Genomic DNA, 24,430 nt, shown 5'->3' with positions numbered 1-24,430 from the left:
CTAGTCTTCGGTGACAGGCTGCGGCGGAAGCTTGCGCACCTTCGCGCGACGGCGGCGACGTGCCGGGATCATCGCGCGCATCTCTTCGAGCTTGCCAAAGCAGAGCAGGCGATCATTCGCCTCAAGCACAGTGCTGCGGCGGGGGTTCGGCACCACGTTAGAACCACGGTGCAGGGTGAGCACGGTGATGTCTTTCTCACCGAGACCCGATTCGCCGAGCTGCTTGCCCACAAAATCCGCGTCGCTGCCCACAACGATTTCAGCGACGCCATACCCGGTTGACACGCTGAGACGCTGGCGAACATCGATCTCGGGGAATGCCACCTGGTTGGCGATGTAGTCAATGATCGCGCCCGCGACATCCAACCCAGTTGCGCGTTCAATGCCTTCGAGCCCGGGCGACGAATTGACCTCCATCACGAGCGGGCCATCTTTGCCCTCGAGCATGTCGACGCCGGCAACCCGCAAGCCCATGATTTGCGCGGCTTTGACGGCGGCCCGGTGGTACTCGGGAGTGAGCTCAACAGCTTCGACGTTGCCGCCGCGGTGCACGTTCGACCGGAACTCATCGCCCACCGCCACCCGGCGCATAGCGGCAACAACGCGATCACCGACAACGAGAGCGCGGATGTCGCGGCCCTTACTTTCAGAGATGAAGCTCTGAATCAGCACGTTCTGCTTCGTCGAGTGCAGGGTCTCGATGATCGCCTTGGCAACCTGAGTGTCCGGAGCCAGGATCACGCCAATACCCTGCGTGCCTTCGAGCAGCTTGATGACGACGGGCGCACCGCCGACCCGCTCGATGGCCATCTCTACATCCGCCCGGTTGTGCACAAAGGTGGTAGCCGGCATTGCGATGTCGTGGCGAGAAAGAATCTGGGTAGCACGCAGCTTGTCGCGCGAGTTCGTGATGCCGCTCGAGGTGTTCGGCGTGTAGACATCCATCTGCTCGAACTGGCGAACCACAGCGGTGCCGAAGTAGGTGATGGAGTTGCCGATGCGAGGCAGGATGGCGTCGTAGTCCGACAGCAACTTGCCGCGGTATTGCAGGTCAGGTTCGTTACCCGTGAGGTCGATCGCGAAGCGCAAAGTGTTGAGAACCTTCACCGTGTGGCCACGTTGCTCAGCGGCCGCACGAAGTCGCACTGTGGAATAAGCCTGCGGCGCACGGGAGAGGATGGCGAGTTTCATCGGACGACCTGTCAAGATAAGGGGGTGATAGAGCCCACCCATTCAAACACGATCGCAGGCTGGCGTGAGTGGGTTTCCTTGCCCGATCTCGGCGTGCCGTGGATAAAAGCCAAACTCGATACTGGCGCGCAGAGTTCTGCGCTTCATGCCGACGATATCGAAGAATTCGTGCGCCCCGATGGCAGCGAGTGGGTGCGCTTTCGGGTGCGCCCCTGGCAGCGGTCCAATAAAGATGATGCTGTTGTCGAATGCGCCATTCATGACCGCCGCACCGTGCGCAGTTCATCGGGCCACCGCGAGGATCGCATTGTCGTGTTGATCGACGTCGTGCTGTGCGGGCACACCGTCACCGCCGAAACAACGCTCACCAATCGTGACGAAATGGGCTTCCGGATGCTCGTGGGCCGCGAAGCACTCAGCCAAGAGTTTCTCGTTGACTCGGGTAAGTCATTTCTCGGCGGTCGCCCGCCCCGGGTCACTCGGCGTCGCAACCAGGGGCAGGGCTAAAAGCTCCACTGCCCGCTGGCTCCTCAGCCCTGGCACGAGCGTTACAGCTTGAACTTGCTCATAATCCCGGCAGAGAATTTGTTGCTCGCGCCACGCACGGCCGTGTTATTTGCACCGGACATCCGACGGTTGCTCAGGCCCTTTCGAGCTTTCACGAACTCGTCATGTTCCTGCATATTTACCATCGTCGCCTCCGTCTCAGACTCGTGGCCGTGTCGCTTATCTGTGTTGCGGTAGCGAAAATAGATTGCGGAGTAGAAGACGAACCCCGAGAGCAAGAAAACAAGACCAAGCCCTCCTGAGTCATCATCCGAGGATCCTGCAGCGAGTATCTGACCGCTTTCAACAGCCAACAGTGTGAGGTTCAGCATCAGATTCCCACCGCCACAAGTACGAGGCCAATTACGGTACCGACGAGTTGCACGATGCCCGAGACAAGCAACAACTTACTCTGGTGCAACGGAATGCTTCCCATGGTCTCTCCCGTGCGTGCGTTCACCGCGACGTAGTGCAGAAATGTCTTACCGTTCGACTTGCGCTGCTGATAGCTATAAAGCCATACGGGCAAGTAGGCCGAAACCCAGCGCTGGCCACGCACATCCACTTCCTCAGCAGCCCAGCGAACGCCCCGGTCGTAAAACTTCAACGTGTCGTTGACCCGATGCCGAGTGATGTCCTCCGCCTGCGTGTGCGCGAGGGGCGCGAGCTGATCGAGATTGCTGTCGCGACGTTCTGAGGTGAATCCAGCAAGATAGTTGGAGTCGTACCGAACAGAGTTCTCGACATCGAACGGCATAATCGTATTGATGATGTTGTTTGAGTTCACGGCCGTGTTTTGGTCGAGACGATCGCTGGAAGACTCCACGGTCAAATCGTTTACGTGAATGTCGAATTCACGCGCCACATTGTAGAGATCTGCGTCATAGCGTTGCTGCGTTGAATCTCCCACCTTGACGGTGTACGAACGTGTTTGATGTTCGCCTTGCCCGCTCAACTTGGCGTGAGCATTGATATCCACGACCATGTACGGCAAATAGACGCCCATCACGTTCTCGGCGTTGAACTCCGCTCTAAAGGTCGGATGCGCGAAGAACTTCCGCTTACCTACGAAGTGGGCGATCTTCTCTACAGCCGTCGACTTCTCGACCTTGAAGGGCAGAATCATGTCCGGAACGGCGCCGTTGGGCACCTGTTGGTTCATGGAGAGAGTGTTGCGGCACCAGTGGCAGCGAGCTTGCGTGCTCGTGTTGGTATCGATCACCACTTCTGCACCGCACGCGCTGCACTTGAAGGTCAGAATCTCTTCGGTGGAGGGCACAATGTCACTCGAACCCGAACCGACGAGGAGTCCGGCTAGCGCGGAGATGTCACCGTTGAGGTTGAATGCCTCGATGGCATTGTCAGTAGACCATTCGAAACGGCAAAATCCACACCGCAAGTTGCCCGTGGCTACGTTGAGCGAGATCTCGGTGGCACCACACCGAGCACACTTTGCGAGTCCATCCTTTGCACCATCGTCGGTGTTGATGACGCGAGGTGCGTCGTCGGTGGCGGCCGGCGGCGGAGTATCGGGTTCGACAGCATCCATCGGCATGGCGGACTACAGCCCGAGAACTTTAGCTTTAGCGGCTTCGTAATCGGCTTCAGTAATGAGTCCCTGGTCGAGCATGGTCTTGAACTGCTGAAGCTTGGCCATGGGATCCTCCGCTGCCGGAGCTGCCGGAGCTGCCGGCGCGGCTGCGGGAGCTGCTTGCTGAGGTGGAGCGGCGTTGGGTTGCTGGAAGCCAGCGGCAGCGCCGCCGGTTGCGTTCATCCCCATACCGAGGAAGGCCATCCCTGCGCCTCCCCCACCACTTCCCTCGTTCGACCCTGCCGCTTCGAAGCCTCGGGCTGCTGCCTGTTGCATGAACGAGTTTCCGCGGGCGCCGCTGAGAGCATCCGCCTTCTTGACGTCACTAAGCAGAGCGCGGGTGTCTTCGTCGTATTCGATCGATTGGAGCGCGACCTTCTCAATGGTGAGGCCGCGATCGCTCGTCCACTGGTAAGCGTCGTCGACGGCTGCGCTTAACGACTGCGCGAATCCGATCGCGTCGCCCTGAATGCGCGCCATGCGGTTTCCCTTGCTGGGATCGTTCGTGTAATACGAGAAAGCTGCAGCGAGCGATCCCACAACTTCGTTAAAGAGTTGGCTGGCAGCATCATTGTCGAGGTCCGAGAAGTCGAATACCTTCGGCGACTGACCAAGGTAGGTGAGCGGAACAAAGTTTTTCACCAGAAGAATGGGATCGACGATCTTGATGGTGTAACTGCCGCGGGTGATCGCGCCAACCTGGGCATTGAGATAGGCGTCATCCCAATAGATCTCCGACTGCGTGCCGAACTTATTGTTCGGGATCTCCTTGAGGTTGACATAGAAGGCAAGCTGCTGCGACCCCGGCTGACCGCCGAATTTAAAGCGCTCCCAGGAGGTCTTGACAGTGGAGCTGATGATGCCGTCGCCGGCAAAGAACGACTCAGCGTTCTGATCCTCTGACGTGAAAATGAATCCGCCAGGCTCACCCACGAAGCCGGTGAGTTGTCCGTCTTGGAAGGTAACCAGTCCATAGCCCTCAGGCACGACTATTCGGCTGCCATTCGTGATGATGTGCTCGGAGCCCTTGGTGTTCGAACCACGACCAGCATTCGTGCCCTGTGCCACCGCGGGAAAGATTGCTGCGGTCGGAGCCAAGTGAGCAGGCGGAGTGAGGAAATCTTTCCACTGGTCAGCGAATGTTCCGCCGATAGCCCCTGCGAAAGCTTTTATGAAACCCATCCGTGTATCCCGTCGACTCGTAGTGCGGATCGACCGCCGATTGCGAACTGTTCGTCGGAGCAGTGTGTTGCGCGAGGACGAAAAACATCGGCGAGCGACAATCTCTCAGCATGGTAGCGGGTGTGGGCATCCGCTGTCTTGTGTTCTCGCAATTGGTTCTGCCACCGTCAATGGCGACTACCATCTCCCCATGCTCTCTTTCGCTTCTGTTTTAGCGCACACGGTCGCGGTCGCGTGCCGGTGATTCGACTCCGCACGCGAGTGATCGCCGCAGTGCTCGCGGCCGCGCTAGTGATCGCGGCCGTCTTCGGCATCATTGCCGCGGTTCAGTACTCCGCGTTCGCAGCCACCTTTGTGCGTGCAAACGGCACTGAGCTGGTGCTCCAAGGCGAACCGTTCGAGTTCGCCGGTGCCAACAATTACTATCTCGGGCACAAGTCAGAGAGCACCGTGGTCGCGTTGCTTGACGATGCCGAGGAAGCCGGTCTCACCGTCATCCGCACGTGGGGTTTTCAAGACTACGGAGACACCAACGGCTCGGGAGTCGCACCGGACGACTTTGAAGGCGTCTGGTACCAAGTGTGGGATGACGCGACCGGCGCCCCCGTCGTGAACACCGGCGCGACTGGTCTGGAGAAACTCGATTTTGTAGTCGCCGAAGCAGCCGCGCGCGACATCAAACTCGTGATTCCGTTCACGAACAACTGGAATGCCTACGGCGGCATGGATCAGTACGTTCAGTGGGCTGGCCTCGACGAGCACGCTGATTTCTATACGGACGAGCGCATTCGCGACTGGTACAAGGATTGGGTATCAACGCTCTTGAACCGCACGAACACGATTACGGGCATCCAGTACAAAGACGACCCCACGATCCTCGCTTGGGAGCTTGCGAACGAGCCCAGCTGCACCGGCTCGGGCACTTTTGCCGATGGTGAGTGTGACACCACGACCATCACCGAGTGGGTGGATGAGATGAGCCGTCACGTGAAATCAATCGACCGCATTCATCTGCTCGGCGTCGGTGATGAAGGCTTTTTCTGTGGAGATGAAGACACCTGGACGCTCACGCAAGAGTTCGGCGCTTCCGGATATGGGGCGGGCTTCGGCGAGAACTGCTCCAACGGCGTCGACACTGTGGCGCTGGCGTCGCTGCGCAGTATTGACATCATGTCAATGCACCTCTACCCCGACCATTGGCAGACCTCGACGGCGTGGGGCACCGGGTGGATCGAGAAACACGCAGAAGCGGCCGCAGACATCGGCAAGCCGGTGTTTCTTGGCGAGTTCGGCGTGATGGACGAGTCATCGCGCGCCGACACCTACGCATCGTGGTTGGCGACCGTACGCGATACGGGCGTCGACGGGGCACTGTTTTGGATGCTGGCATCCGATCAAGAAGACGGGACCCCGTACCCGGACTTCGACGGCTTCACTGTCTACTGTCCGAGTGATGCATGCTCGGTTGCCACTGATCATGCCGCGCTGATTCCGGGTGAAGAGTAACCGTTTCGCGCACGCTCTCTGTTAGTTAACCGCACTGACCTGATTGCGCTCCCAGTCGTTCTGAGTATCGTGACCTCATGAGCATCGACATCCCCTCTCATGAAGACCTAGTAGCACTTTCGCAGCAGCGAAACATCGCCAGCGTTTCGCTGTATGTCTCGCCAGGATCGACCGATGGCGGGCCACCTATCGGCCGCGACACGGAGGCGGCGCGACTCGCTCTCCGCTCGGCAGCCACAGAAGCGCTGGCAGAGCTCGGCGTGCTTGGCGTAGAGAAAGCTGAGTTGGACGCGATCGGCCAGTCGCTGGGAGCGCTGGATCACGACACCGAATTTTGGGCGTCTTCTGCGCGTTCAGTCGCAGTTTTTGTCTCGCCAGAGATCACTCAGTCGTTCCGCCTGCGCAATGAACTGCCCACGCTCGTTGCCGTTGGTGATCGATTCGATCTTGGCCCGCTGCTGCGCGCCACCACGTTCGGTCACTCTGGCTATGTGCTGGCCGTAACGCTGGGCAGTGTGAGGCTTCTTTCCCTCAACGCCGATGATTCGAGCGACGAAATCGCGTTGCCTGACCTCCCTGAAGACCTCGGTAGAACGTTGGAAACCGCCGACAATCACGGCAAGGCAGACACTCCTCGAGCGGATGGCGCCTTGGGGTCGAAGGTAGAACTTCGTCGCTACTGCTCGCTGATTCAGGAGGCGGTGCTCTCCGTCATTGGCAACTCGGGGTTGCCTTTGGTACTCGCCGCATCATCAGACTTACAGCCCGCGTATCGTGAAATTTCCACCTATCGCGGACTTCTCTCATCCGCCATCGATGCGAATCCCAGTTCGCTGTCGATCGACGATCTCGAGGATCGCGGTCGTGCACTTCTGGCCGAAAGACACACCGACGAGCTCGCGTCGTGGTGTACGACGTTCGGCAACAAACAGAGCAATGGACTCGCTAGTTCGCAATTGAGCGATGTTTCTCACGCCGCCGCCGCAGGACTCGTCGACACGCTTTTGTTCGATTTGGCTTCGACCGACGAGGGCAGCATCGACGAATACGGCCAAATTGTATTCGCCAGCGAGCCTGGCCCGAGCACGTACGGCCTCGTTGACGAAATCGCCGCGCGCGTCTTGCGTACAGGTGGCACGGTCAAAGCAGTTCGAAGCGATGACCTCCCCGACGACTCGCCCGTCGCCGCAACATTCCGCGGGCCGCTCTAAGTCTCGAAAGTTGAAGGGCGCTGCAGCGGAGGTTTACCCTCGGCTGCAGCGCCCTTTGGCGTGTGTGGCGCGCAGTGAGCGCGTTAGGCTCACCAGTCCATCCCAGCGGATGCGCCGGTGCACGCCCCTTCGATAGTTACTGGTGGGCGCCGCCGTCGATACGAATCTCGGTGCCGGTCACAAATGCGCCATCTTCACTAGCGAGCATGGCGACGACTCCCGCAACTGCTTCGGGCCCCGCGTACCCTTCCTTGATCGCTGGGCTCATCTTCATGAACAGCGAGTAGTCGGCGTCTTCAGGAATACCAGGCCCCATGCTCTGCTTGCTCTCGCCGACACCTTCGGTCATTCCTGATGAGATCGAGCCGGGCTGAACGGCAGTGAACCGGATTCCCTGCTTCGCGTACTCAGCGGCAAGCGCGTGCGTCATCGACTGAACTCCGCCCTTGCTCGCGGCGTACGCGGACATGTAGGGGTGCCCAAAAGCTGCCGAGGTCGAGCTGAAGTTTACGACCGCGGATCCGTTGCCCTCGAGCAGCGCGGGAATGGCCTCGCGAATCATGAGGAACGTACCGACCAAGTTGACGTTGAGTACCTGCTGAAAGAGTTCAAGGGACGTCGAGTGGGTGTGCGACGAGCGCAGGATGCCAGCAGCGTTGACGAGAACATCAAGTCCGCCCAGCGTGCCTAGAGCAGTTGCGACAGCGGATTTCACGGAGTCCTCGTCGGCGATGTTGACCACGACCGTGGAAAGGCGCGCTCCAGCTTCGCCCGCTTTGCTGACCGTGTCTGCCAATCCTGCTTCGCTCACGTCGGCGGCAACGACGTCGCCGCCCTCGGCGAGGAGTCGAAGCACGGTGGCTTGGCCGATGCCTGAGCCTGCGCCGGTGACAATGGCGCGACGTCCGGAGAACCTGTTCATTGGGTGCCTTTCTAGGTGGGTGTTGGCCCCACGGTACGGCAAAGTGGCACAATGTGCCATAGTGACAGTTGATGCAGTTCACCATTCAGCGCGTACGCTCCTCTATATGAATGCAGAACCTCTCAGCCTTACGGAGCGTCGCAAGCGCGACACTCAGCTTGAGATAGCTCGCACAGCCGCGCGACTCTTCTCCGACCGCGGCGCGGCCGCAGTGACCGCCGAAGAAATCGCCCAGCAATCCGGTGTTGCCGTTCGCACTTTTTACCGGTATTTCAGCAGCAAGGAAGATGCCGTAGCTCCTCTTCTGACGATCGGCGCGGACCAATGGCACGCGCTCGTCGCCGCAGCCGCCCCTGACGAAAATGTGCTCGCCGCCCTCGAACACACGATCTCCGCCGTACTCACCCCTCGCAATGCCGAGGAAATCGAGGGGCTTCGCTGGACACTTGGTCTGCTTCACGCCGCCACCAGCGACGCCGCTTTGCAACACGTGTGGCACCGCGTGAACTCCGATTCAGAGGTGCAACTCCGGTCGGTCCTTGCCCCCGCAATGCCGACGGAGACAACCCCGTTGACTCTGCGCTTGCTCGCCGCAGCGGCCACGAGCGCTCTGCGCATAGCGCTCGAAGCCAGCGCTGAAACCGATCGCACCCTGAAGGATCCCAGCGTGCTCGCTTCGCACGCGTTGGACGCGTTCAGGCAACTGACCAGCGGGCTAGATCTCGCACCGGCCCCGAGAGCTAGTTAGCCACGCCGCTCTCGCCCCAGCAACAGATTCTGCAGCTACCAGCCCATCGTGCCCGGCGCGCCTTTGAACGGCCCAACGAGGTTCTTGGTGATCCAGCCGCCGTAGAAATCTCCCTCCTGAGAGGTCACTAGCTCGCCGTCGATCTCGCACGAGTCCATCTGGCCAGGGTAGAGCGCGACACGCGTAGCAAGCTGCTCGAACCCGTGCGTGGGCTCTGGGTAAACCCACCCCGCACGTTCGGCCACAACTCCCCCGGCAACCACGTCAAAGTAGTGCGCTTCGCCCTTGAACTCGCAGAAGCTAGTGCCACGAACGGGCACAAGCACACCTTCCGGAAAGGCCGCGATCGGTACGTAGTAGACGGGCGGATGACTCGTCTCCAGTACTCGTACGGCATCCGTCGTGTCCACAATCACGTGCCCGTCGAGCCGCACGACAACGCGCTGAGGCATGTGCTCCACTCGCGGAGGTCGCGGGTAATCCCACACTGACTCTTGGCCCGCTTTCGGCGTGATGGGAGTCGGGCGCGAAAGGCGGCGAGGTGCAGGTACGGGGGTCATGAACCTATCCTGCATTCGCCTGCTGGGATGAGGCTGCGAGGTTCAAAACTCGTCACGTCTTTCATTTACACTGGCCGTCATGAATGATGCCTCAGCTTCAGATGCCGCGCGCAGCGCGAAAAACAGCACCGCACTGCAAGTTCTCGCCCGCCTTGGTTTTGCCGTTAACGGACTCGTGCACCTCCTCATTGGAGCACTCGCGATCGGCATCGCGACGGGTGGCGGCCAAACCGATGCTGACCAGTCCGGAGCATTCCGGCAGTTGGCCTCGACTCCGGGCGGTGTATTTCTGCTCTGGGCCGTCGTCATCGGTATGTTCGCCCTCGGTCTGTGGTTGCTGATCTCGGCATTCCTCATGCAGCCTCAGGATTCGAAACGCAAATGGGCTCGTCGCGGCGCGGAAGCAGCCAAGGGCATCACATACTTTGCGCTGGGCTCTACGGCTTTGACGTTCGCCCTCGGGGGCTCATCAGACTCATCGAGCAGCACGAGCAGTCTGACGGGCGAGCTCATGGGGAACCCCATCGGCATCGCGGTACTCGTCGTTGCGGGCCTCGCGGTCATGGGCGTTGGCGGCTTCTTCATCTACAAGGGCGCGACCCAAAAGTTTACGGAGGACATCTCTGTGCCCGGAGGCACTCTGCGCACCGCAGTTCTCGGACTCGGCTTTGCTGGCTATATCGCTAAGGGTATTGCGATTGGGGTTGTGGGCATCCTTGTCATCGCTGCTGCGTTCACTCACGACCCCGAAAAGTCGTCAGGATTGGATGCTGCGCTCACGAGCCTCACCGAGCTGCCTTTCGGAGTGGTGGTGCTGATCGTGATCGCCATCGGGCTCATTGCCTATGGCGCGTATTGCTTCATCCGGGCTCGCTTCGCCCGGTTGTAGCGCGAGGCTGAGGCTGAAAGCTGGCGGCGCTAGCTCGCTTCGTTCGACGCTGCCTCATCCAGCTGTTCAGCCTGCTCCAGACGGGTATTCAGAGCCGCGAGGATGCGCGCGATATCCATGGAGATCGCGGCTGATGCACCCATTGTCGTCGCATTTGCGGTGTCTTTATTAGCGTCCAGTTCCGCGGTTAGCGCTGCAAGAGCCTCCGTAGCGCGGTCGTGCGCCTCGTGACGTTCCTCCACGGAGTCCCAACTGCTGAGGGCGGTGGCGACAGCAGCGAGTGCAGCGCTGAGGGCAGGCCGTAACTCGGGCCTCAACTGCACCTTGATGGGGATACCCCACACGGCCCCGGTGAGCACATCCGTGATGTCCCGCACATGAAAAGTCACATTTTCGAGAGCCGCAAGATCGTCGTAATCTGCTTTCAGGTCGCGACGATAGCGACGTGCTCGTGGGTTGGCTTTCCGGCTTTCGTCGGCGAGCAGCACCGCCTCACGCACCTGGCCAGATACGGCCATAAGCGAGTCTTTGCCCGAAGCCCAGCCGTCTTTTTCGGGCGGCCAGCTTTCAGCGAGAGCTTCTGCGATCTCTGCGAGGTGGCTAGAAAGCACTGCGCGAAAGTTTGCCAGCTGTTGATCGACGGCGTTGTGGGTGAGTGCCGGAAAGATCAGCAGGTTGACCAGGAGCCCGACGACGATTCCGAGGGTGGCTTGCTCGAGGTAGCCAATTGAGTAGGAATCGGCATCCGGCCCGCCAATAATGAGCACGAAAAGCACTGTCACGGGGATGTACTCCCGGTTGGCGCCAAACCAGCCTGTCGCCGCGATGAGAGCACCGACGCCGACAGCAAGAGACGTCGTGATGACGCTCGGTGAGCTGAAGATAATCACGGCGCCCGCCAGCACGATGGCCACCGCAAGACTGCCGATCGTTTGCGCCGCATTCTTCATCGAGCCCATGAGCGTGGGATACATCGCGACGATAGCGCCGAGGGGAGCGTAATACGGATAGTTATCGGCGACGCCCGGAAGATAGGGCGCAAGTTTCCAGGCGATGGCGACCGCGACCGCAGTTTTTGCGGCCTGCAGCATGCGCGACCGGGTGAGATCTGACCGCATCCGGCCAGCAGTTTTCTTGACGGGCTCTAGCGAGGGCGCGGGTACGACGGGTCGTTTCATGCTTGCGGCGCGAGTTCGCTGCCACCAGGGGCAGGTTCCGGATGGTCGACTCGAACTCGATCGGGGCGAAACCCGTGTTCGATTCCCCACAGCACCGCGTTGGTGCGGCTTGTGGCGCCGATGCTTCGGTAGCAACTGCGAATGTAGGTCTTGATGGAGTTGATCGAAAGATGCGTTCGTTCAGCGATTTCGGCGTTACTCAGCCCTTGGGTGATGAGCGCCAAGACCTCGGCTTCACGCTCGGTGAGCCCTTCTTCGCGCCCGGGCCAGTCACCTGCCATCACGGTTGGAGTGCTCTTACCCCCGATATGAATCCGGTCGCCGCCCCGATTAATCGCCTCAAGAGCAGCGACGAACATGGATGCCGGCAAGCCTTTGGAGATGTAGCCAGCGGCCCCGTTGGTGAGCACCGCTGCGATGTGGGTCGGATCAAGGTTCCACGAATACACCACGACGGCGCTGACGGCAGGGTTGGCCGCGAGAGCCTTCACGGCTACACGATCTCCTTGTGTTCCAGCGAACGTGTCGTACAGCGCGATGTCAACCGATTCGTCGACTTGTTTGTTGAGGTCAAGCTCGACCACCTGAATTCGATTCTGGTAGGAGCGCAGCATCCCGACGACGCCTCGCGCGACGACCTCATAATCGTTGACTAAAGCAATTCGTACGGCGTTCATGGCTCAACGATAGGTTGTCGCGAAAACAAATGGGGAAAGTTCACCCCTAGGGGTGAAGCCTCACACCGAGTGCCCAGATTATTGTCAGCTTGTGGGGTGCCCGTCGCCCTCCGCCAGTGCAGACAGGCACCCCACGCCAACCCACTCCCCCGAGAAAATAGGAGCTCCACAATGAGCGCTTCAGACAAGATCGAAAACGCTGCAGAAGACCTCACCGGCAAGGCTAAAGAAGCTGCGGGCAAGGCAACCAACAATGAAAAACTCGAAGCTGAGGGCAACGCCGATCAGGCGAAGGCCAGCCTCAAGAAGGCTGGCGAGAACGTGAAGGATGCTGTCTCCGAGTAACACTCGCCGCTACTCGCTTACCCGCTGCAACTCGCTTACTCCCCCTCAACTCCTTTCGAAAGGTATCCCCTTATGAACACTCTCCTCATCATCGTCGCCGTTATCGCCATCGCCCTGCTGCTCACGGGTGGCCTCGTGCAGTCGCTCAACTTCCTCCTCTGGGTGGGAGTCGTTCTGGCTGTGCTTGCAGTGATCGCGTTCCTGTTCCGCACCATTTCTGGACGCAAGGCCTAAACAGCCTCGCGTTCCGCACGCGAAAGCCCACGACTCCAAGGATGCAGTCGTGGGCTTTCGTGTTGTCTAGGCGACGTCTGGCGCGCCTGCGTTCAGGGCGCTACCGAGGCGCGATCCGCTAGATGCTGTTGTGGTCTTTGACGGCCGCTTCCATGTCCGCGAGGCCATCGGCCATAGCGGCATCGACAGCGAGCGGATCGGAGTGGTTGAGTTCCTGCATGCTGCGAGCACGCTCGTGCGTTGCGTTGATTTCGTACTCGTTATTGCTGAGACCCGAGATCACGCGATCGACAACACCAGAGACGGGTCCGCGCTTCCAGTCAGCGTTCTGGCTGCTCATCATTTCGGTGTCTGTGGCGCCCGGGTAGACGGTCGAGACGTGCACTCCCGTACCGTGAAGCTCGCGGCGCATCGCTTCTCCGAATGCTGCGAGGCCCGACTTGGTTGCGGCGTAGACGGCGTAGAACGGCATCGCAACAAGAGCGATCTCGCTGGAGATGTTGACGATGAGGCTTCCGCGTGCGGCGCCGCTGGTGCGCAGGCGCGGCAAGAGTGCTTGCGTGAGTAGCACTGGTGCGGTCAGGTTGAGGTCGATCATCGCGGTGGCCTCGGCTGCGGTGGCATCCTCGAGTCGCCCAGCGCGCACGTTACCGGCGTTGTTGACGAGAAGGTCGAGGGTGTCCCACGACTTCACGGCCTCGGCTACGTTGGCTGCGGCATCCGCTTGGCCCAGATCTTGGACGAGGATTTCGGATGTTCCGCCGACTTCTTTGACAAGTTCTGCGGTCTTCTGCAGCGTCTCTTCTGTGCGGCCGACGAGCAGCAGGTGTGCGCCCTTAGCGGCGAAATCGAGGGCGAGGGCTTGCCCGATTCCTTGGCCTGCTCCGGTGATGATTCCGTGGCGGTTCGTGAGGTCCATGTGGGGATCCTTCCTGTTCTGGGGACGGAGCCCAGTAGAGCCCCGGGAACAATCTCTCGTTCTGTACGGGACGCTAGCACGGCAAACTGCGCTTTGCTACCGAACGGTTCTATATCGAGGTTTCACACAGCAAAGCGCAGTTGCGCGATGTGTGGGGAGGGCTCTACTCGCCACGAATCGCGACATACACCGTGTTGGATGACACCCCACCGGTGAGCGCATTATCGAAGTCGACCGCGTGCGCGATCGGGCTCTCGAAGACCAGACCGAGGCGCTCCATGAATTCGGCATCGGAAGGGTCATCCGACCACAATGCGAAGACGCCACCGACGGTGAGATGGGCTCGCACACGACGAAGACCTTCGACGGTGTAGAGGTCGGCGTGGCTGGGGTCGAGCTGGTGCCGGGGTGAGTGGTCGACATCCAGAAGAATCACGTCGTAGGGCACCGTCGGCTCGGCGCGCATGACGGCGAAGAAGTCGGCGTGGGTGAGAGTGGTGCGGCTATCACCCGTGAGTTCGGCAGATACCGGCAGCAAGCCACGATTGTGCCAATCAATCACGGCGGGCAGAGCATCGATCACTTCGAGCGAAGCCACGCGCGGGTCGGCGAGAGCGGCAACGGCCGTGTAGCCAAGGCCGAGCCCGCCGTTGACGACGCGCAGTGCATTCCCGCTAGCCGCCGCAAGCCCGAGATCGGAAAGCGCGATTTCGGCAACAGTGAAGAGGCTTGACATGAGGTACTCATCGCCCAGCTTTACCTCGTATACGTCAACATCGAGCGTTGGCTCGCGTCGGCGTCGCAGGTTGAGCTCCCCCATCGGGGTCTCTTGAAAGTCGAGCTCTTCGAAGCGGGAGATAGCCATGGGTTGAGCCTACGTGTCGACAACCGTCGCTGACACCGCGCGGGTGCGGGTAGCTCTAGGCTGCAGCACCTGCCGCGGTTGCCTCTGGCACTTCGATGAGCTGCCCGGTAGCGACATCGTAGATGTAGCCGTAGACGGGAATGCGGCTCGGAACCAGCGGGTGAGCCTTGATTCGAGTGACGTCTTCGAGCACGCTCTCGGCCTGGTCAGCGATGGTGAGCCAGTCAATATATTTGGCTTCAGCCGAGCCTGGACCGGTGCCCACGTCTTCAAATCCGGCATCGCCCAGAGCAGCGGTCTCAAGGCTGTTGGCTAGGAGCCCCCGCATGACGTCATCGGTAAAGAACTGCATCCCACAGTTGGTGTGGTGAATCACAAACCACTCTTTCGTGCCAAGGAGTTTGTACGAAATCACGAGCGACCGGATGGCGTCGTCGGATGCGCGTCCTCCCGCATTGCGGATGACGTGCGCGTCGCCCTCACTCAAGCCGGCGTATTGTGCGGGGTCGAGGCGCGCATCCATGCAGGTAAGGATCGCGAAGCCACGAGCCGGCGGCAAAGCGAGTTCGGATTTGTCGCCAAAGTTTTCGGCATAGGTAGCGTTGGCGGAGAGGACTTCGTCGAGCACTGACATGGTGCGCTCCTTCGTGGGTTCGGGGCGTGTGACGGATGTCGTTGACACGTCGCGAGCATAATCACCGATCCCGGGTAACGGCCGATTGTTTCGCTGAACGGCAGAGCCACGCCTCACTGCCAGCTCTCTGCGGAGGCGCGCGAACATCTGAATTCGCCGTGATCCGTGGCGCCACTCTGGCCTGCGCTGCGGCTCATCCCTATGCTGAGGAAATGACAACACTTGAATGGGATGGCTATATCAATGCCCGAGACTTGGGAGGGTTTCCGACAGCGCTGTCGAGCACCGGGGCGACTATTTCAGGCCGAATCGCGCGAGGGCCGCGCCGGGAACGTCTAACCGCGGCCGGGTGGAACGATGCTCGCTTGTGGGGTTTGGCATCCGTCGTCGATCTCCGCTGCGAGCATGAAGTAGGTGCAGGCCAGGGCGATCACGACATTGCGGATGACGTGCTCACTGGCATCTCCATCGTCAACGCCCCGACCGAGGATCAAGATGATCCCGAGTTCTGGGAGACCTGCGCCGCCATTCTTGACTCCCCCGAATACTGGCAGCACAACTGGCGGTTGCAACCCCAACTAGTGCGGGGCGCGCTCGAGGCAATCGCCGCTGCCACCCCCGGAACGCTCGTGCATTGCAGCGCCGGTCGCGATCGCACCGGCATGATCAGCGCTCTACTCCTCGGCAACGCTGGGGTTGAACCCGACGCGGTCGTCGCCGATTACGCCGCCTCCGTACACGCGATGGCTGTCGTTGCGCAGGTGACTCCCGACGAAGATCCCCAAGTCGTGCAGACGCCCGAAGAAGTCGACGAATGGATGTTCGACAAACTGCCACTCGTGCATGACACCGCCACGCGTGCTCATGAGGTCTTCGACCTCCTCGACGTCTCAATTGCGACGCGCTCAACCCTACGCAGACTGCTCATCGAGCAGTAGCCCACGCAAGAAGCGAACTGTCGGCCTTTAGGGCGTCTCCGGAACTTCCGGCCCCTCGGGCTGTGTGGCCGGTGCGGATGCCGGCGCATTTCGATGCCGACCGGGTTGCGGTTTCTGGTGCCCCATTTCGCCTCCGATGCGGCCGCCAAACGGCCGACCGTGGTCGGCGTATTCTTCGCGGAAGAACCCGAGGCGCCACTCGCCCATTTCCATTCGCGCGCCCGTTCTGAGCGTGCGTGCGCCGGGATCCTGCCCTGTGAGCGGGCGCGAACCGCCACCGACGGCACCGATGGCGTGGAGCACGTACTCATCGTCATCATCGTGGCGGATTTCGGCGTGGATTGGCTCGAGGCCGGGAAGCTGCAGGTCCGCGGCAGAAGACGATCCAATAGTGGTGACTTCTGATCGCAGCTCGAACTCTCGCGGCATCTGGCCGTTCCAGTTTTCGGAGCCCACAACGAAGAACAGTCGAGGTCGCCCCGCACCCGCCGTGTAGTGCGTTGTGGTGATCTGTTTGCGAACAAACCGATCGAACGTCGGCACCAGCGGCAGCAGCGTGCTTGGCGGAAACTGCATTTCGGATGCCGTCGCCGCGCCCGCATCACGGCGCCGCAGCAGCGGAGCAATCGCAGCGCGACTCCCCAGCGAAATGTGCGGAGAGCCAGTGAGCACTCGTTGCGCGACGGAAGGCTTGATCGCCCCGACACGAGCGATGAGACCGAGCGGCCCTGAGAGCGCGACGGTTAGCCCGCGGTCCGCCAAGACTTTGGCCACGCTACGCACGTCTTTGAGCTTCACCGTTCGCGCCTGAAGGAACAGCTCTGGCTTGCTCGAAAATACTTCGATGTCCATGCCGCTGGCACTGATAGTGCCCGTCATCTTCTCGGTCTCGAGCGGCGTGGCTCCAGACTCACCGCTGCCTAATGACGCGTCATCCGCATCGTCAAGTATCGGTTCGATGAGGGAGAACGCTAGATCGATGTCGAGCCTCGTTGGCGTACTCGTCGTTGAGGTACTCATCGTTACGGGGTGGTCGGTTCGGAGCCGGATCCCTCGCTGGTGGTCACTCGCAAGGTGCCGTTGAGTTTCCAGGTGGCGCGCGGCGCATCCTGACCAACATCGCGGGGAACTTCGACCGTCATGTCGATGAAGTTGTAGTCAATGACAGCACTGCGACCGGTGAGATACGACCACATTTCTTTGCCAAGATCTGTCCAGTCTTGGATGTTGTGGGCGTCGGGGCCTGAACCGTTTTCGGCGGCTGCTGGGCTGTTGAGATCAGACATGGTTTCGTCCTTTTCGCTCGCGTTGAGGAATCGGGCAACCATCGTGTTCGGTAGCCGCCCACTGTAATGCCACGATAATCGCGTGCCTCAGACGGCGGAAGAGCTGCGGCCCAGGTCACGGCATTCTCACTGGGAAGGCCAGCGTACCGAGTGCATCGCAGACGCTTGGCCACGCGGCCACACCTGGCCAAACACCGTCCACAACATCGGAAGGAGCACGGCAGAGACTGCTAAAAGAAAGCCGCCGAAGACAAGGAAGACTGCGGGCGCACCGGCCGCAGCAGCAATGAGTCCTGCGAGTCCGGCACCGATGGGCAAGGCGAGACGTGCAAGTACGAGGTAGGTACTGCTGACACGACCGAGTAGGCGCGGCTCCACGGTGGCTTGTCTTATGGTGATGGTCATTACGTTCCAGAGCGTTACGGCGGCACCGTTGAATGCGAGCAGCACAGAGGCGAGCCAGAGTTCGCGCGTCCAGGTGAGGGCGATGATCGAGGCACTGCTCACGAGCACTGCGGTGAGCGCCGCACTCGGTGCCCCCAGTATTCGGATCACCTGGACCGCGAGTCGAGCGCCCGCCAAAGATCCGACCGCTGACAATGCCAGCATGATCCCGAATCCGACTTCGCCAGAATCGAGATCTCGAAGGGCGTAAATGGCGGCGACGCCCCAGAATGCGCCGGATACGCCCGCCCACACCGCCAGCAGCAGTGACATGGCACCAAGCAGTCGGGAGTGAGTCACGACGCGGATGCCGTCAGCTAGTTCATGAACGAACTTACGGATGCTGCCTGCCGCGCGGTCGCCGCCGCGGTAATCGGTCCGCTCCGCTGCGCGATGCAACGGGTGCTCCCCTGCGTGCGCCGCCTGATCGCTGTGGGTCTCGCTCTCTCGATCTCGGAGCGACATCATCCCGACTGCCGCGACTGCGAGCAGCAGCACGTTAGCCACGACAGGTAGTGGTTGCGCCACCGCGAAGAGGATACCGCCGAGCGCTCGCCCGACGAACATTTCACCGATAATTTGCCCCGACTGCAGGTCAGAGTTCGCGCGGCTCAGCCCTGCGGCAGGAACGAGTCCCGGAAGCATTGCGTGGGCGGCGGGATCAGAGACGGCCTCTGCCACGCCATAAAGAAACGCCGCCGCACACAACATACTGATGTCGAGATTCCCGAGGGCAATTGCGAACGCCACCCACGTCAACACCGCCGCGCGAACAATCTGCGAACCGGCGATCAGCCGACGCTTGCGCACCCGGTCAACGACAACACCGGCAATCTGCCCAAACATCAACGCCGGCAAATAGGTGAAGACAGTCACCAACGCAATGAGCGTGGGGTTCTGAGTGAGCTGTGTCGCCAACAACGGCAAGGCAACGAGCCGGATACCGTCGCCAATGTTCGTCGCAGTGAGTGCACTCCAGAAAACCCAGAATGGTCGCCCAAGCTGAGATTCGGTGGCCACGATCAGATTGTCATTCGGCGGCTGAACCGAAGGTGAAGGCACCAAGAGTGACGACGTCTCCCGCCTCGGTCTCGAGTTCGCGGATGGATGCCAGCGCAGCTTCCAAAAGAACGATCGCTTTCTCTTTTCCTGCAGCATCCAGTCGCGCCGGGCACACGAGCAATCGCTGGGATGCACTTGCTTCCATCTGCGACGCTAACGCACGAAGCACTGCGGACCGCGAGCGGGGAGTTGTTGACTCTGGGCTGCCCGCCATTGATGCGGCGCTCAGCGCCCAGAGTTGCTGGTGCCCACCGCGAACGTTTCGCTCACCAGATTGGCGCACGATTCCGGCGCGCTCCAGCACACGCAAGTGGTAGCTGATGCTTCCCTTGCGAAGGCCCAACTCGGTGGCGAGTTCTGCCATTGTCCACTCACGATCGCGCAGCAGCGTGAGCATGGTGAGACGCACCGGATTGGCGAGCGCTCGGAGGTCGGCGGTGCCTTCGCGATTCCCTTGAGCGGGATTCTGCTTGGCAGGATTCACCGCAGCGATGATTGCGTCGGTGTCATCCGTTTCGGCTCCGGTGTTGGTCACGCTATTAGTATCAACGAATCTTTACACTTCTGTCAAGACCTCCACGATACGATTCACGCCTTCGCCCCTGTACTTTGCTAGCGGTCGACAGCACAATATTCACATGACCCGCTATGCAATCGACGCTCCCACCGCGATCCGGCTCGCGCGCGAGAAGATCATTGTCTCCGCAGAGCATCAGCTCGTCGCACCGAATGTCTTGCGATCGCAGGCGCTGTCGATTCTCTACTCCCAAACGCGCGCGGGAGAACTGAGTCAGGATGATGCCCTAGAAATACTGAATCGCATCACCACCATGCGCATCCGTCTTCTCGGCGACCGCGTATCCCGCGCGACGGCGTGGAAGATTGCCGCGAGTCTCGATTGGCCCGACACAAACGATGCCGAGTACGTCGCGGTCGCGCAACTTCAAGCTGATGCCTTTGTCACGGTGGATGCCGACTTCCGTCAGCGCATCGACGGCGTCGTCACGCTCGCGTCGTGGGAAGACATCGCCACGTAAAGGTCAGCACAAGCCCGCTGTCAGATCGAGACCGAGATGCGTTCGGGCCATATACTCTCGGCCCAGCACGGTGTAATGAAACATCAGCCCCTCGAGCGAACCAGCCGACTGGTTTGTCGATTTCACTTCGGCAACAAGATCAACAATGTCTCCTGGCGTGACGGTATAGCCGATGGCGGGCACCGCATCCGGCCAGTTATCGGGAAATTGCTCAACTGGCGGGTAGTGGTCCAGCAGCAAGCGGAGTGACGGGGAATCCACGGGCATGACGCTCACACTGACGAGCGTTACAGCGAGAGGGTCAATGGCGTCGACCGAAGTGATGGTGATCGGATCGTCACCGTCTAGGTCGAATTGTGTCCCGAGCGCGATGTGCGGGTACTGGTCGACCGGCGCACACACGCGATCCTCATCAGCACCAAACCGCAGAGGGCCATCATCGGACGGTCCAGCGCAGCCAGCGACTGCGACTGCGGTGCTGAAAACGAGGACACACACAGCACCCGAACGAAGCTTCATGCGCTGAGTGTATATCGCTCACTTTCGGCGAGTTAGCTATCCGATTTTTTGGGACGCGATCGCCGGAATCAGCTTTCGAGCCGTCACGACCACGAAGACGATGAGGAGCACGAAGATCGTGCCGTCGGCTGCGATGTAGAAGTAGTGCCAGAGCGAGCCGCCGGTGTCTACGCCAGCGATGACGGCATCCGTTCGCGCATTGAGCGGCGGACGGATGATCAGGATCTGAGTGAGCAGCACTACCCACAGGCCAACGAGTAGCCCCCACTGCAGTCGTGATGCGCGCGGTCGAATCATCGCGAGCGTCAGGATCGCGACCAACACCAGCGCCGTGGTGTTCATGGCGAAGAAGACGAGGCGACCGATGCCGAGGCCGAGCTCAAGCGTGATTCCCGGTGCCTGAAATTTCAGCGGCGTCTCCACGAAGGAGATGGCGGTGATCAGCCCCAGCCAGATTGCGGGGATGACTAGGCGGAGGGTCAGGCTCGTGCGTTGCATGCATCCAACGTATCCCGAACTGCCTGACGTTTCCCGGGCTCGCAGTTGCGCGCCGCCGCCCAAGAACTTAGGCAGCGGAGCGAGCGCGGCCAACCAGCCCGGCACGCACGAGCAGCACGTAGAGCTGGCATCCGAGGCAGTAGTCAAAGACCGAGTTCAGGAACGCGGCGATGAACGCGAAGGCCGCAAAGATGACGAGGGCGTAGGGCACCGCGAGCAGGTGCAGAACGATGCCAAGGACGGTCACCGCGAGGCCGACGCCCTGCGAGAACGTGGGCGGGCGGGGGTCTTCGAGGTGACTCGGCGCGCTGAGACGCGGGCGAATCACGGCCTTGAAGAACAGTCCGTAGGGGTGACGCTGGATGCCAGCGAACGCGCCCCACGCGAAGAGCACTGCAATGGCGGTGAGGAGAAGGAAGGCTGGCTGGGTCGCGCGTTCGGCGAGTGTGGCGGGTACGGCTGCCGCGGCATCCAATCCAAGCCCGATGACGGTGAGGAGAAGTACGGCGGTGATGCCGGCGCCGAAGCGAGGACCACGCGGGTCGATTCCGGCCTGGCCGGGCTTTGCTGCGAGAGCTGCTTTGGAGCCGGAGAGCCGGGCCTGCTCGGTGGCGCGGGTGTCATTCGAAATCATGGGAGTCGCTATCTGTGGTGCTCCGCGTGGGAGCGCTGTCTCGGGGTGGACGGGTGCGGTGACTGGTTTTTAGACCAGCGCGGGGCTGAGCATCCGGTGCAGTTCGGCACGGACGTCGTTGATTTTGGGGGCTCCGCCGATGCGGGCCTGCAGCACACCGTTGCCATCGAGGATGAACGTGGTCGGAGACTGCAACAGATTGAACTGGTTGGCGATTTCGGGGCGCGAGGTGACATCCACGTCGACGTGAACGACAGAGCCGGTTCCATCATCGAATTCGTCGGCGAGGGCGCTCAACTGTGTGCGAACGGTGGGGCAGATCGCGCAGGCTTCGGTGGAGAACTGGACCAGAGTCACGCGGCTGCCGAACGGTGCGGCACCGGGAATCGTGATGCGATTATCTTCGGATGTGGCGGTCGAGACGTCAGTTCGAGTGTGCTTGATGCGTCCGGTTCGGGCACGCCAGACCAAGCCCAGCACAGTGGCGAGTGCCACGAGGCCCATAAGCACAGTCAAGGTTTCCAAGGCGTTCACCTTTCGAGGTTATTGCGAGTTTTGGACCGTCACCGTTGTGTGACGCGAAGTTACTGACACGACGTCTCACGGAGGCGGTTGGTTACCCAGAGAACAAGTCGAAGCAAGCTCCGGATATTCCAAAGGCCGCCAGAAATCTGGCGGCCTTGGGAACGAGCTGCGCTGATCAGGCGTGTCTTGCGGTCTCTGGGAGTCTTGCGAGCCTGATCAGTCGAGCAGCACTAGATGCTGTTGTGGTCCTTCACAGCGGCTTCCATGTCGGCAAGCCCGGGCGCCATAGCGGCGTCGACGGCGAGGGGGTTGGATGCGTTGAGCTCCTGCATTCCGCGGCCATCGGGTGCCGATGCGTTGATCTCGTGCTCGTCTGATGCAAGTCCGGTCATGACCTGAGCGACGACGTCAGAAACGGGGCGGCGCTCCCAATCAGCGTTCTGGCTGCTCATCATGTCGGTGTCCGTGGCACCGGGGTAAACCGTGGCAACGTGCACGCCAGTGCCGTGGAGTTCGCGACGCATCGCTTCACCGAACGCGGCCAGACCAGACTTGGTGGCCGCATAGACGGCGTAGAACGGCATCGCGACGAGGGCGATCTCGCTCGAGATATTCAGAATGAGGCTGCCGCTGACTGCCCCACTGGCGCGAAGCTGCGGCAACAGTGCCTGCGTGAGCAGCACGGGTGCGGTGAGGTTGAGGTCGATCATCGCGGTGGCTTCTGCTGCGGTGGACTCTTCGAGTCGTCCAGCACGCACGTTGCCGGCGTTGTTCACGAGAAGGTCAATGGTGTCCCACGACTTCACGGCGTCAGCGACGTTCCGCGCGCCATCCGCTTGCCCGAGGTCCTGAACCAGAATTTCGGATGTTCCACCGGCGTTCTTTACGAGGTCGGCAGTCTCCTGCAGGGTGGCTTCCTTGCGGCCAACGAGCAGCAGGTGTGCACCCTTGGCAGCAAATTCGAGGGCGATAGCCTGACCAATTCCTTGGCCAGCTCCGGTGATGATTCCGCGACGGTTGTTGAGATCCATTGTGGGGATCCTTCCTATTGTGGGGACGGGGTCGCGAGGGCGACCCGGAAACAAACTCTCGTTCTGTACCGAACGGTACCATAAACATCTGGCCACTCTCCGAATAGCTCAGTATTCTGTTCCTCACACAATGACGTGCAACGCAAAAGAGGAGCTCATGCCTTACTTCACCGTAAATAAAAACGCCCAGCCCAACTCCGGCGACCACGAAGTTCATGATTTAGCTTCGACTCGGGGCTGCCTGCCTAGCGTCGAGAATCGCACCGATCTCGGCGAGTTCGCCTCGTGCAGTGAGGCCGTGACTGCCGCGAAGAGCCAGTACCCGAAAGTCAACGGCTGCTACTGGTGCGCGATCACCTGCCACACGACCTAACACTGCTCGCGCCAGTACTGTGTGACCATGCCGAACCGCATCCTCATTTCTGGCCCCGTGTCGTGGAACAGCATCGTCTATCTCGATCACTTGCCCGAACCTCGCCCGCACATGCAGTTCGCGTTAGAAGATTTCGAGACTGTCGGCGGCACCTCCGCCGGTAAGGCTCTGCACCTAGCCGGGTTGGGCCGAAGGGTCAGCTGCCTTACTGCGGCGGGTGATGATGCGGCGTCTATCCGGCTACGCGCGGTGTTGGAATCGGCGGGGATTGAGCTGCAGTGCGTCCCCGTTCCGGGCGCCAGTGAACGCCATCTGAATCTGATGACGCGGGCCGGTGAGCGAGTGTCGCTCTACCTGTCGACCCCCGCCTTCGTCGAGCCAGATGTCGCGCAGTTTCGCGCGCTGGCCGAAGGTGCGGAGGCGCTTGTTATGGACCTATCGGAGACCTCTCGAGCGCTTCTCCCTGAGGCTGTGGCATCGGGTATCCCTATCTGGACCGATCTCCACGATTACGACGGCCGGTCAGATTTTCACGAACCGTTCGTTCAGGCAGCGTCGCACCTATTCATGAACGCCGATGGGATGCCGGACCCGCTGCCTTTCATGCGCGATCGGGTGAACGCGGGAGCGACGGTGGTCGTGTGCACACTAGGTGCCGAGGGAGCTATGGCGCTCGACGCCGATGGACTCCACCGAGTGGATGCCGTACCTGCCGAAATCCGCGACACAAACGGTGCCGGTGACGCATTCTTCGCAGGCTTTCTGCACGCAACGCTGTCGGGCTCCGACACGGATGGGGCACTCGCTACGGCAGCCTCGCAGGCGGTAGTCGCGCTCGAGTCGAAGCACCTTCATCCGTGCGTTGAGAACGCGCTTGGGTAGTCC

General features: G+C 60.8%; 31 protein-coding genes. 11 read left to right on the top strand and 20 right to left on the bottom strand.

Annotated elements, in window-relative coordinates; translation table 11 throughout:
* Positions 1 to 1,191: a 30S ribosomal protein S6--L-glutamate ligase gene (rimK, locus tag I6E52_RS00330; RefSeq protein WP_197154145.1), complete on the bottom strand. Its 1,191-nt coding sequence runs from the start codon at positions 1,189 to 1,191 to the stop codon at positions 1 to 3.
* A 24-nt stretch (positions 1,192 to 1,215) separates the two neighbouring features.
* Here rimK and I6E52_RS00325 point away from each other — a divergent pair, with 24 nt between their 5' ends.
* Complete coding sequence (locus tag I6E52_RS00325; RefSeq protein WP_197154143.1) at positions 1,216 to 1,698, top strand: RimK/LysX family protein; 483 nt, start codon at positions 1,216 to 1,218, stop codon at positions 1,696 to 1,698.
* A 41-nt stretch (positions 1,699 to 1,739) separates the two neighbouring features.
* Here I6E52_RS00325 and I6E52_RS00320 read toward each other — a convergent pair whose 3' ends face one another.
* Genes I6E52_RS00320 through I6E52_RS00310 form a run of 3 tightly spaced genes read right to left on the bottom strand, consistent with a single transcriptional unit; the run spans position 1,740 to position 4,510 of the window.
* The gene (locus tag I6E52_RS00320) at positions 1,740 to 2,069 is read right to left on the bottom strand and encodes a hypothetical protein (RefSeq protein ID WP_197154141.1); all 330 of its coding nucleotides are present in this window, start codon (positions 2,067 to 2,069) and stop codon (positions 1,740 to 1,742) included.
* Positions 2,069 to 3,292: a TFIIB-type zinc ribbon-containing protein gene (locus I6E52_RS00315; protein WP_231601712.1), complete on the bottom strand. Its 1,224-nt coding sequence runs from the start codon at positions 3,290 to 3,292 to the stop codon at positions 2,069 to 2,071. Before I6E52_RS00315 ends, I6E52_RS00320 begins: the two co-directional genes overlap by 1 nt.
* Positions 3,293 to 3,298: 6 nt before the next feature.
* Entirely contained in the window at positions 3,299 to 4,510 is a 1,212-nt protein-coding gene (locus I6E52_RS00310) for an SHOCT domain-containing protein (RefSeq protein WP_197154139.1), read from the bottom strand.
* A gap of 240 nt (positions 4,511 to 4,750) precedes the next feature.
* Between I6E52_RS00310 and I6E52_RS00305 the strand changes: the two genes are divergently transcribed.
* The gene (locus tag I6E52_RS00305) at positions 4,751 to 6,016 is read left to right on the top strand and encodes a cellulase family glycosylhydrolase (RefSeq protein ID WP_197154136.1); all 1,266 of its coding nucleotides are present in this window, start codon (positions 4,751 to 4,753) and stop codon (positions 6,014 to 6,016) included.
* Positions 6,017 to 6,093: 77 nt separating this feature from the next.
* Entirely contained in the window at positions 6,094 to 7,227 is a 1,134-nt protein-coding gene (locus I6E52_RS00300; RefSeq protein WP_197154134.1) for a hypothetical protein, read from the top strand.
* Between the two features lie 136 nt (positions 7,228 to 7,363).
* On the opposite strand, the gene I6E52_RS00295 is transcribed toward I6E52_RS00300, so the two are convergent.
* A complete protein-coding gene (locus I6E52_RS00295) occupies positions 7,364 to 8,149 on the bottom strand; it encodes an SDR family NAD(P)-dependent oxidoreductase (protein WP_197154132.1) in 786 nt (261 codons plus the stop codon).
* Between the two features lie 106 nt (positions 8,150 to 8,255).
* On the opposite strand from I6E52_RS00295, the gene I6E52_RS00290 reads away from it, so the two are divergent.
* The gene (locus I6E52_RS00290; protein WP_197154130.1) at positions 8,256 to 8,897 is read left to right on the top strand and encodes a TetR/AcrR family transcriptional regulator; all 642 of its coding nucleotides are present in this window, start codon (positions 8,256 to 8,258) and stop codon (positions 8,895 to 8,897) included.
* 35 nt (positions 8,898 to 8,932) lie between these two features.
* Here I6E52_RS00290 and I6E52_RS00285 read toward each other — a convergent pair whose 3' ends face one another.
* Positions 8,933 to 9,457 (bottom strand): DUF427 domain-containing protein, encoded by a 525-nt coding sequence (locus I6E52_RS00285; RefSeq protein ID WP_197154127.1) that lies wholly within the window; start codon positions 9,455 to 9,457, stop codon positions 8,933 to 8,935.
* 79 nt (positions 9,458 to 9,536) lie between these two features.
* Between I6E52_RS00285 and I6E52_RS00280 the strand changes: the two genes are divergently transcribed.
* Positions 9,537 to 10,346 (top strand): DUF1206 domain-containing protein, encoded by an 810-nt coding sequence (locus tag I6E52_RS00280; protein WP_197154125.1) that lies wholly within the window; start codon positions 9,537 to 9,539, stop codon positions 10,344 to 10,346.
* Between the two features lie 29 nt (positions 10,347 to 10,375).
* On the opposite strand, the gene I6E52_RS00275 is transcribed toward I6E52_RS00280, so the two are convergent.
* The gene (locus tag I6E52_RS00275; RefSeq protein ID WP_231601710.1) at positions 10,376 to 11,524 is read right to left on the bottom strand and encodes an aromatic acid exporter family protein; all 1,149 of its coding nucleotides are present in this window, start codon (positions 11,522 to 11,524) and stop codon (positions 10,376 to 10,378) included.
* On the bottom strand, positions 11,521 to 12,201 hold the full coding sequence (locus tag I6E52_RS00270; RefSeq protein WP_197154123.1) for a response regulator transcription factor: 681 nt from the start codon (positions 12,199 to 12,201) through the stop codon (positions 11,521 to 11,523). Before I6E52_RS00270 ends, I6E52_RS00275 begins: the two co-directional genes overlap by 4 nt.
* 171 nt (positions 12,202 to 12,372) lie before the next feature.
* Between I6E52_RS00270 and I6E52_RS00265 the strand changes: the two genes are divergently transcribed.
* Positions 12,373 to 12,546 (top strand): CsbD family protein, encoded by a 174-nt coding sequence (locus I6E52_RS00265; protein ID WP_197135381.1) that lies wholly within the window; start codon positions 12,373 to 12,375, stop codon positions 12,544 to 12,546.
* A gap of 72 nt (positions 12,547 to 12,618) precedes the next feature.
* The gene (locus tag I6E52_RS00260; protein ID WP_197125027.1) at positions 12,619 to 12,780 is read left to right on the top strand and encodes a hypothetical protein; all 162 of its coding nucleotides are present in this window, start codon (positions 12,619 to 12,621) and stop codon (positions 12,778 to 12,780) included.
* Positions 12,781 to 12,898: 118 nt separating this feature from the next.
* Here I6E52_RS00260 and I6E52_RS00255 read toward each other — a convergent pair whose 3' ends face one another.
* The 3 genes from I6E52_RS00255 to I6E52_RS00245 form a co-directional block, all read right to left on the bottom strand.
* The gene (locus I6E52_RS00255) at positions 12,899 to 13,699 is read right to left on the bottom strand and encodes an SDR family oxidoreductase (protein WP_197154121.1); all 801 of its coding nucleotides are present in this window, start codon (positions 13,697 to 13,699) and stop codon (positions 12,899 to 12,901) included.
* Positions 13,700 to 13,862: 163 nt separating this feature from the next.
* Complete coding sequence (locus I6E52_RS00250; RefSeq protein WP_197154119.1) at positions 13,863 to 14,564, bottom strand: spermidine synthase; 702 nt, start codon at positions 14,562 to 14,564, stop codon at positions 13,863 to 13,865.
* A 55-nt stretch (positions 14,565 to 14,619) separates the two neighbouring features.
* Entirely contained in the window at positions 14,620 to 15,246 is a 627-nt protein-coding gene (locus I6E52_RS00245; protein WP_307842292.1) for a carbonic anhydrase, read from the bottom strand.
* Positions 15,247 to 15,410: 164 nt separating this feature from the next.
* On the opposite strand from I6E52_RS00245, the gene I6E52_RS00240 reads away from it, so the two are divergent.
* A complete protein-coding gene (locus I6E52_RS00240; RefSeq protein WP_197154117.1) occupies positions 15,411 to 16,136 on the top strand; it encodes a tyrosine-protein phosphatase in 726 nt (241 codons plus the stop codon).
* A gap of 27 nt (positions 16,137 to 16,163) precedes the next feature.
* On the opposite strand, the gene I6E52_RS00235 is transcribed toward I6E52_RS00240, so the two are convergent.
* The 4 genes from I6E52_RS00235 to I6E52_RS00220 all read right to left on the bottom strand — a co-directional run bounded on the left by I6E52_RS00235 (position 16,164) and on the right by I6E52_RS00220 (position 19,463).
* Positions 16,164 to 17,156, bottom strand: coding sequence for an FHA domain-containing protein (locus I6E52_RS00235; protein ID WP_231601709.1), 993 nt, complete (start codon positions 17,154 to 17,156; stop codon positions 16,164 to 16,166).
* Between the two features lie 2 nt (positions 17,157 to 17,158).
* Positions 17,159 to 17,422, bottom strand: a complete 264-nt coding sequence (locus I6E52_RS00230; RefSeq protein ID WP_197154116.1) for a hypothetical protein — start codon at positions 17,420 to 17,422, stop codon at positions 17,159 to 17,161.
* A gap of 126 nt (positions 17,423 to 17,548) precedes the next feature.
* Positions 17,549 to 18,886 carry an MFS transporter gene (locus tag I6E52_RS00225; protein WP_197154115.1) on the bottom strand — a complete coding sequence of 446 codons (1,338 nt, stop codon included), beginning with the start codon at positions 18,884 to 18,886 and terminating at the stop codon, positions 17,549 to 17,551.
* A 10-nt stretch (positions 18,887 to 18,896) separates the two neighbouring features.
* The gene (locus I6E52_RS00220; RefSeq protein WP_197154114.1) at positions 18,897 to 19,463 is read right to left on the bottom strand and encodes a metalloregulator ArsR/SmtB family transcription factor; all 567 of its coding nucleotides are present in this window, start codon (positions 19,461 to 19,463) and stop codon (positions 18,897 to 18,899) included.
* Between the two features lie 103 nt (positions 19,464 to 19,566).
* On the opposite strand from I6E52_RS00220, the gene I6E52_RS00215 reads away from it, so the two are divergent.
* Positions 19,567 to 19,965 (top strand): type II toxin-antitoxin system VapC family toxin, encoded by a 399-nt coding sequence (locus I6E52_RS00215; RefSeq protein WP_197154113.1) that lies wholly within the window; start codon positions 19,567 to 19,569, stop codon positions 19,963 to 19,965.
* A 3-nt stretch (positions 19,966 to 19,968) separates the two neighbouring features.
* Here the strand turns inward: I6E52_RS00215 and I6E52_RS00210 are convergent, their stop codons facing one another.
* The 5 genes from I6E52_RS00210 to I6E52_RS00190 form a co-directional block, all read right to left on the bottom strand.
* On the bottom strand, positions 19,969 to 20,484 hold the full coding sequence (locus I6E52_RS00210) for a hypothetical protein (RefSeq protein WP_197154112.1): 516 nt from the start codon (positions 20,482 to 20,484) through the stop codon (positions 19,969 to 19,971).
* A 36-nt stretch (positions 20,485 to 20,520) separates the two neighbouring features.
* Entirely contained in the window at positions 20,521 to 20,982 is a 462-nt protein-coding gene (locus tag I6E52_RS00205) for a hypothetical protein (protein WP_197154111.1), read from the bottom strand.
* 67 nt (positions 20,983 to 21,049) lie between these two features.
* Positions 21,050 to 21,616: a DUF4395 domain-containing protein gene (locus tag I6E52_RS00200; protein ID WP_197154110.1), complete on the bottom strand. Its 567-nt coding sequence runs from the start codon at positions 21,614 to 21,616 to the stop codon at positions 21,050 to 21,052.
* A gap of 69 nt (positions 21,617 to 21,685) precedes the next feature.
* Positions 21,686 to 22,150, bottom strand: coding sequence for a thioredoxin domain-containing protein (locus tag I6E52_RS00195; protein ID WP_307842290.1), 465 nt, complete (start codon positions 22,148 to 22,150; stop codon positions 21,686 to 21,688).
* A 221-nt stretch (positions 22,151 to 22,371) separates the two neighbouring features.
* Entirely contained in the window at positions 22,372 to 23,172 is an 801-nt protein-coding gene (locus I6E52_RS00190) for an SDR family oxidoreductase (RefSeq protein WP_197154106.1), read from the bottom strand.
* A 157-nt stretch (positions 23,173 to 23,329) separates the two neighbouring features.
* On the opposite strand from I6E52_RS00190, the gene I6E52_RS00185 reads away from it, so the two are divergent.
* Both I6E52_RS00185 and I6E52_RS00180 read left to right on the top strand, forming a co-directional pair.
* The gene (locus I6E52_RS00185; RefSeq protein WP_197154104.1) at positions 23,330 to 23,545 is read left to right on the top strand and encodes a hypothetical protein; all 216 of its coding nucleotides are present in this window, start codon (positions 23,330 to 23,332) and stop codon (positions 23,543 to 23,545) included.
* Positions 23,546 to 23,572: 27 nt separating this feature from the next.
* The gene (locus I6E52_RS00180; protein ID WP_197154102.1) at positions 23,573 to 24,427 is read left to right on the top strand and encodes a carbohydrate kinase family protein; all 855 of its coding nucleotides are present in this window, start codon (positions 23,573 to 23,575) and stop codon (positions 24,425 to 24,427) included.
* Positions 24,428 to 24,430: the final 3 nt, after the last annotated feature.

Source organism: Salinibacterium sp. NG253, assembly GCF_015864945.1.
Classification (GTDB): domain Bacteria; phylum Actinomycetota; class Actinomycetes; order Actinomycetales; family Microbacteriaceae; genus Rhodoglobus.
Note: the sequence above shows the minus strand (reverse complement) of the source record. Positions and strands in the feature narration are given on the sequence as shown.

Excerpts from the sequence above, each read along its gene's own strand:
- I6E52_RS00185 (WP_197154104.1), top strand. The coding sequence starts at position 23,330 with ATGCCTTACTTCACCGTAAATAAAAACGCCCAGCCCAACTCCGGCGAC.
- I6E52_RS00210 (WP_197154112.1), bottom strand. The coding sequence starts at position 20,484 with ATGAAGCTTCGTTCGGGTGCTGTGTGTGTCCTCGTTTTCAGCACCGCA.
- I6E52_RS00235 (WP_231601709.1), bottom strand. The coding sequence starts at position 17,156 with ATGAGTACCTCAACGACGAGTACGCCAACGAGGCTCGACATCGATCTA.
- I6E52_RS00255 (WP_197154121.1), bottom strand. The coding sequence starts at position 13,699 with ATGGACCTCACGAACCGCCACGGAATCATCACCGGAGCAGGCCAAGGA.
- I6E52_RS00230 (WP_197154116.1), bottom strand. The coding sequence starts at position 17,422 with ATGTCTGATCTCAACAGCCCAGCAGCCGCCGAAAACGGTTCAGGCCCC.
- I6E52_RS00290 (WP_197154130.1), top strand. The coding sequence starts at position 8,256 with ATGAATGCAGAACCTCTCAGCCTTACGGAGCGTCGCAAGCGCGACACT.
- I6E52_RS00300 (WP_197154134.1), top strand. The coding sequence starts at position 6,094 with ATGAGCATCGACATCCCCTCTCATGAAGACCTAGTAGCACTTTCGCAG.
- rimK (WP_197154145.1), bottom strand. The coding sequence starts at position 1,191 with ATGAAACTCGCCATCCTCTCCCGTGCGCCGCAGGCTTATTCCACAGTG.
- I6E52_RS00295 (WP_197154132.1), bottom strand. The coding sequence starts at position 8,149 with ATGAACAGGTTCTCCGGACGTCGCGCCATTGTCACCGGCGCAGGCTCA.
- I6E52_RS00320 (WP_197154141.1), bottom strand. The coding sequence starts at position 2,069 with ATGCTGAACCTCACACTGTTGGCTGTTGAAAGCGGTCAGATACTCGCT.
- I6E52_RS00200 (WP_197154110.1), bottom strand. The coding sequence starts at position 21,616 with ATGATTTCGAATGACACCCGCGCCACCGAGCAGGCCCGGCTCTCCGGC.
- I6E52_RS00180 (WP_197154102.1), top strand. The coding sequence starts at position 23,573 with ATGCCGAACCGCATCCTCATTTCTGGCCCCGTGTCGTGGAACAGCATC.
- I6E52_RS00270 (WP_197154123.1), bottom strand. The coding sequence starts at position 12,201 with ATGAACGCCGTACGAATTGCTTTAGTCAACGATTATGAGGTCGTCGCG.
- I6E52_RS00280 (WP_197154125.1), top strand. The coding sequence starts at position 9,537 with ATGAATGATGCCTCAGCTTCAGATGCCGCGCGCAGCGCGAAAAACAGC.
- I6E52_RS00285 (WP_197154127.1), bottom strand. The coding sequence starts at position 9,457 with ATGACCCCCGTACCTGCACCTCGCCGCCTTTCGCGCCCGACTCCCATC.
- I6E52_RS00250 (WP_197154119.1), bottom strand. The coding sequence starts at position 14,564 with ATGGCTATCTCCCGCTTCGAAGAGCTCGACTTTCAAGAGACCCCGATG.
- I6E52_RS00265 (WP_197135381.1), top strand. The coding sequence starts at position 12,373 with ATGAGCGCTTCAGACAAGATCGAAAACGCTGCAGAAGACCTCACCGGC.
- I6E52_RS00215 (WP_197154113.1), top strand. The coding sequence starts at position 19,567 with ATGACCCGCTATGCAATCGACGCTCCCACCGCGATCCGGCTCGCGCGC.
- I6E52_RS00205 (WP_197154111.1), bottom strand. The coding sequence starts at position 20,982 with ATGCAACGCACGAGCCTGACCCTCCGCCTAGTCATCCCCGCAATCTGG.
- I6E52_RS00275 (WP_231601710.1), bottom strand. The coding sequence starts at position 11,524 with ATGAAACGACCCGTCGTACCCGCGCCCTCGCTAGAGCCCGTCAAGAAA.
- I6E52_RS00190 (WP_197154106.1), bottom strand. The coding sequence starts at position 23,172 with ATGGATCTCAACAACCGTCGCGGAATCATCACCGGAGCTGGCCAAGGA.
- I6E52_RS00260 (WP_197125027.1), top strand. The coding sequence starts at position 12,619 with ATGAACACTCTCCTCATCATCGTCGCCGTTATCGCCATCGCCCTGCTG.
- I6E52_RS00310 (WP_197154139.1), bottom strand. The coding sequence starts at position 4,510 with ATGGGTTTCATAAAAGCTTTCGCAGGGGCTATCGGCGGAACATTCGCT.
- I6E52_RS00315 (WP_231601712.1), bottom strand. The coding sequence starts at position 3,292 with ATGCCGATGGATGCTGTCGAACCCGATACTCCGCCGCCGGCCGCCACC.
- I6E52_RS00240 (WP_197154117.1), top strand. The coding sequence starts at position 15,411 with ATGACAACACTTGAATGGGATGGCTATATCAATGCCCGAGACTTGGGA.